This is a genomic window from Sphingorhabdus sp. (assembly GCF_044357595.1).
GTDB lineage: Bacteria > Pseudomonadota > Alphaproteobacteria > Sphingomonadales > Sphingomonadaceae > Sphingorhabdus_B.
The window spans coordinates 1-5,407 of the sequence record NZ_JBIKPH010000152.1 but is presented as its reverse complement, the minus strand read 5'-3'; the positions used below and the strand labels follow the sequence as shown (position 1 = coordinate 5,407).

Annotated in this window: 4 protein-coding genes; 2 read left to right on the top strand and 2 right to left on the bottom strand. The window is 54.3% G+C overall.

Translation table 11 applies throughout. From position 1 onward, the window contains the following. The first annotated feature begins 110 nt into the window (after positions 1-110). Positions 111-2,156 (top strand): transglycosylase SLT domain-containing protein, encoded by a 2,046-nt coding sequence (locus tag ACIQ2T_RS11830; RefSeq protein WP_397590991.1) that lies wholly within the window; start codon positions 111-113, stop codon positions 2,154-2,156. Between the two features lie 68 nt (positions 2,157-2,224). Next, entirely contained in the window at positions 2,225-2,713 is a 489-nt protein-coding gene (locus ACIQ2T_RS11825; protein ID WP_397590990.1) for a GreA/GreB family elongation factor, read from the top strand. On the opposite strand, the gene ACIQ2T_RS11820 is transcribed toward ACIQ2T_RS11825, so the two are convergent. After that, entirely contained in the window at positions 2,695-3,480 is a 786-nt protein-coding gene (locus ACIQ2T_RS11820) for a polyphosphate kinase 2 family protein (RefSeq protein ID WP_397590989.1), read from the bottom strand. The genes ACIQ2T_RS11825 and ACIQ2T_RS11820 overlap by 19 nt on opposite strands. Positions 3,481-3,575: 95 nt before the next feature. Continuing rightward, entirely contained in the window at positions 3,576-5,360 is a 1,785-nt protein-coding gene (aspS, locus tag ACIQ2T_RS11815; protein WP_397590988.1) for an aspartate--tRNA ligase, read from the bottom strand. Positions 5,361-5,407 lie beyond the last annotated feature (47 nt).

Sequence of the window (5,407 nt, the reverse complement as noted above, 5' to 3'; positions counted from 1 at the left end):
GCCGGTATTGAACCCGAAAACATAGCATAGGACTTTCATTCTGGGCCATAATAGCCGCTTGTGGCTATATAGTCGTTCATTCAGCAACTGATAAGGATGGGGCACATAATATGTCCAGCATGGTAAAGCATCTCATTTCAGCATCGATGCTGATTATTCCTTTAGCGACATCGGCATCCGCCCAGGAAACACGGCCCATAATATGGCAATCTGGGACCGGCAACGGCACAGTTTCTCCGCCATCCGGACAAACAGTAGCAATGCCAGTGGTTTATGACACTAGCGAAGGCAAGATTCCCGCCGCGTTAGAACGATGGAGAAAGTTAAGCGCAGTCGGCAATTTCAGTTTCAGCGACTACGCATCTTTTTTGATGCTTTATCCCGATTGGCCAAATACCCAGGAAATGCGTAAAAAAGCCGAGCAAGCTATTAACCCCTTATCTTACTCGCCAAGCCAAGTTGTTGCCTATTTCGACCGATTGCCCCCACTAACAAACACCGGCCGCGCCAAGTTCGCCATTGCACTTTATGCATCCGGAGACAAAACGCGCGCTGAGACACAAGCGCGCGAAGCTTGGCGCAGTGGGCCTTTAAATAATGACGATGAGGCGCGACTATACCGTTTTGCCGGTAGCAAATTTACTGCGGCAGATCATGATGCCCACGTTGACCGATTGTTATGGGCAAGCTCAACCAGCGCCGCAGAACGTTGGATAGCGTATACCTCCCCGCACCGTCGACCAGCTTTTGCGGCTGCGCTCGCCACCCGGCTGAAAGCGGCAGACGCAGACTTTAAAGTGCAAGAGGCCAGTGCTTCTGCCGATAGCGAAGCAAGCCTCATCGCCGCGCGAGCCGACGCTCTGCGCGCATCGGGTAACAGCTTCGGCGTGCGAACTCTGCTGGCAAACCGAGGCACACTGGCGGCTCCTGCACCTGTATTAAAAGATTGGTATCAATTACTTCTCACGCACGCGCAGGCTGCCAAAGAAGATGGCCAATATGACTTGGCCTATCGTATCGCCTCGCGTGTTGACGACGCAATACCGTCAGGCGTCCTTATGCTTGATCAAGATATCGCAACGCGTGACCGCTATACCAGCCTAACTTGGTTGGCAGGCTCAGTCGCATTGGAGAAGCTTGGTCGCCCGCGCGACGCTGTTGCAATGTTTGAACGCTACGCTGCGGCGGCAAAATCCCCCCAAACCCGGTCAAAGGGGCTTTATTGGGCGGGAAAGGCCGCTGCGAAAGCGAACGACACCACCTCAGCTAACCGTTTCTATGAACGGGCTTCCGTTTTTTACGAAAGCTTTTTTGGGCAACTGGCGCTGGAACAACTGCGCAGACCTATGCCAAATGTGCCGCAAGTTGCTGCTGCCGCGCCCGTGATTGCAGCAGGCAGCGTTCGTGATGTTCTGCTCGCGGCTGCGCTCGCTTCAAAATATGGAAGCTGGCGTGACCAAAGCAACTTTTTCCGCGCGATTGCGCTTAATGCTGGTGGCAAAGAGGATTATGTTGCTGCCGTTGGACTGTCCCGAAAGCTAGGGCGGCCCGATCTTGCCGTAATGGCCGGGCGGAGCGCGCGTATTGCGGGTATTCCCGATTTGCTAGGCAATAGCTACCCAACCGTCAACGTCCCCGCTGCGCATGTCCAGACATGGACGCTTGCCCACGCCATCATGCGGCAGGAAAGCCAGTTCGACCGCGCAGCCGTTAGCCACGCAGGCGCACGTGGCCTGATGCAGTTGATGCCGGGTACCGCGCGCGAAACGTCAGGCAAGATCGCCATGGCGTATCGCCCAGACGCGCTGACCGTCGACACTGACTATAATATCGCACTTGGCGCGACCTATATTGAACGCATGCTCACTTATTTCGGCGGAAGCTATCCTCTGGCCATCGCTGCCTATAATGGCGGGCCCGGCAATGTGAACAAATGGCTTAAGGCATATGGTGATCCACGCACCGGTAGCATCGATATGATGGAGTGGATTGAGAAAATCCCGCTCAGCGAAACGCGCGATTATGTGTACCGTGTTCTCGAAAATGCAGTAATGTACGACCATCTCCATCCCGAAAAAGCGCGGGTGCGCTCTGCAACGCCGCTCACGACGTATCTAGGCAAAGCAACGCCCAACGAGATTCATCCTATCGGCTAAGCAGATTGAAATTGACGCGCGGCAGCGGTGTCTCGACTTTTTACGGCACGACCGCGTAAGGAGGATCGATGGCCGAACGCACCAACCCGATTACCCCTGCTGGATTTGCAGCCTTACGTGCGCGTTACGAACAGTTGTTTGCTATCGACCGCCCTGCCGTGGTCGAAATCGTCCACTGGGCAGCGGGCAATGGCGACCGCAGCGAAAACGGCGATTACATATATGGTCGCCAGAAACTGCGCGCGATTGACCGGGAACTGGGCCAGCTCTCCAAAAAAATGAAAGTGGCCCAAATACTTGATCCATCAAAGCAGGAGGACCGAAGCAGAATTTTCTTCGGCGCTTGTGTAACTATTGCTGATAACGACGACCTTGCGCGCACCATCACCATCGTCGGCGATGATGAAACGGATGCTAGCATTGGTCGTATCGGCTGGAACGCCCCTCTTTCCCATGCATTGCGCGGCGCGCGCGTGGGCGACGTTAAAACCGTAACTTTGCCGACTGGTCCCAAGGAATGGGAAGTGGTGCGTATCGATTACCCTTTGGCAGAGTAACCAATCGCTTGCTGGGCCAAATTGACAATGTCCGGATTTGCATCTGGAAATTCCTGCGGTACACTTTTCTCGAGCTCCGTAATCACATGCGTAAGCACAGCAATCCGCGCCGCTTTCTGGTTGTTGCCATCAATAACAGTCCATGGTGCCCAATGCGTATGTGTACGCTTAAACATATCTTTTAGCGCTACGAGATAATCGGCCCGCTTTTCGCGGTTGCGAAAATCCTCTGCAGTAACTTTCCACCGTTTTGCTGGGTCATCTAGCCGTTCAGTCAAAACCTTGTCCTGCGTGTCGGCGGTCACATGCAGAAATATCTTGATAATTTTTGTTCCGATTTCGCCCTGACGCGATTCAAATTCATTAATCTCGTCATAACCGCGCCGCCATTCGGCTTCTGTGCAAAACCCTTCGACACGCTCGACAAGCACGCGGCCATAATGGCTCCGGTCCCAAATGCTGATTTCCTTTTTGCCCGGTAATTTGTTCCAGAACCGCCACAGAAAATGCTTGTCCTTTTCTTCTGCCGTGGGCGCAATGATTGAGAAAACCTGATAAAATCTCGGATCAAGCGATGATGTCATGCGTTTGATGGCCCCGCCCTTTCCAGCGGCGTCCCAGCCTTCGAAAATGATTAAGGTGCGGGCGCCATGCAAAATATGCAGCGCCTGTAACTTCGACATTCGATCCTGAAGGTCCTTCAGGTCAGTGTCATAGGTGCCGATATATTTTTTACCGGCTTCGAATTGGGAAAGGTCGATAGACATGCCGACGTTCCAGCATCTATTGCCCGCATAGACAAGCAGAAGCGCGCCTCTGTCTCCAAAAGGAAAGGAGCACGCACGCAATCTTGTCGTTGAAATCAAGCCTTCGGCGACTGTTCCACAACACGAATATTAAGTTCGCGTAGTTGCTTAGCCATGGCAGGTGACGGCGCGCCCATCAAAAGGTCTTCGGCGCGCTGGTTCATCGGGAAAAGGGTGATCTCCCGCAAATTTTGAACACCGCACAAAAGCATAACCATCCGGTCGACCCCTGCGGCCATGCCACCATGCGGGGGCGCGCCAAATTGGAACGCGCGATACATGCCGCCAAAGCGCTCCTCAACGTCGGCCTGCGTAAGCCCAGTGAGTTCGAATGCCTTGACCATTAGGTCTGGGTGCTGGTTCCGGATCGAGCCTGAGGCGAGCTCATAGCCATTACAGACCATATCATACTGATAAGCCTTGATGGTAAGCGGGTCTTGCGTTTCCAACGCCTCCAGCCCGCCCTGTGGCATAGAGAAGGGGTTGTGGCCAAAGTCGACCTTCTTGTCCTCTTCGCTCCACTCGTAGAACGGGAAGTCGATAATCCAGCAAAAGCGGAACGCGTCTTTTTCGATCAGGTCTAGCTGCTCGCCGGTGCGCGTACGTGCCGCGCCCGCCAGCTTTGCAGCTTGTTCTTCCTTGCCCGCGGCAAAGAAGCAGCCGTCGTCTGGGCCAAGGCCAATCGCGTCATAGAGAGCGAGCATGCCCTCTACGCCATGGTTCTTGGCGATTGGGCCGCCAAACTCGCCACTCTTGCGTGTGACATAGCCAAGTCCAGCGTGGCCTTCGCTGCGTGCCCATTCGTTCATGTCATCGAAAAATTTACGGCTCTTGTCAGCAGTCTTTGGCGCAGGAATGGCGCGGACCACACCGCCACCTTCAACAATGCGTTCAAACAGCCCGAAGCCCGATGTCTTGAAATGGTCAGTGACGTCATGGATGATAAGCGGGTTGCGCAGATCGGGCTTGTCAGTGCCGTAATCGAGCATCGCTTTTGAATGCGGGATGCGCGGAAACTTCCCTGCTGGCGTTACTTTTTTGCCATCAGCGAATGCTTCGAATACGCCAGCCATCACTGGCTCCATTGTGTCCCAAATTTCTTCTTGGGTGACGAAGCTCATTTCCAGATCAAGCTGGTAAAATTCCCCAGGCAAGCGGTCGGCGCGCGGGTCTTCGTCGCGGAAGCATGGTGCAATCTGGAAATAGCGGTCGAAGCCGGCCACCATCAACAATTGCTTATATTGCTGCGGCGCCTGTGGAAGCGCGAAGAATTTGCCGGGATGAACACGGCTTGGCACTAAAAAGTCACGCGCACCTTCAGGGCTGGACGCAGTCAAAATTGGCGTCGAATATTCGGTAAAGCCAATATCTTCCATGCGGCGGCGGGTTTCGCGGATGATCTGGGTGCGCTTGACGATATTGGCGTGCAGCGTTTCACGGCGCAAATCGAGGAAACGATATTTGAGACGGGTCTCTTCAGGATATTCTTGTTCGCCAGCGACCGGCAATGGCAGCTCTTCGGACTTGCTGAGAATGTTGACGCTGCGGGCAAAGACTTCAATCTGTCCGGTTGGTAGATTGGCATTTACCGTCCCTGCGCTTCGGGCCTTTACCTCGCCATCAATGGTGATAACGCTTTCTAGGCGCAACGCTTCTAGTATCGGCAGCGCTGGGCTGTCGGAATCGGCAACAATCTGGGTCATGCCATAATGGTCGCGCAGATCGACGAACAAGACGCCGCCATGGTCCCGCTTACGGTGGACCCATCCCGACAGGCGGACGGTATCGCCCACATGGGAATCGCGAAGTTCGGCGCATTTGTGCGTACGATAGGCGTGCATTGTTTGCTCAATTCAAAAAAGCTGTGGAAAGCGCGCCTGTCAACAGT

Bases quoted from the DNA above. Each gene is read 5' to 3' on its own strand.
- ACIQ2T_RS11830 (WP_397590991.1), top strand. From the start codon at position 111: ATGTCCAGCATGGTAAAGCATCTCATTTCAGCATCGATGCTGATTATT.
- ACIQ2T_RS11825 (WP_397590990.1), top strand. From the start codon at position 2,225: ATGGCCGAACGCACCAACCCGATTACCCCTGCTGGATTTGCAGCCTTA.
- ACIQ2T_RS11820 (WP_397590989.1), bottom strand. From the start codon at position 3,480: ATGTCTATCGACCTTTCCCAATTCGAAGCCGGTAAAAAATATATCGGC.
- aspS (WP_397590988.1), bottom strand. From the start codon at position 5,360: ATGCACGCCTATCGTACGCACAAATGCGCCGAACTTCGCGATTCCCAT.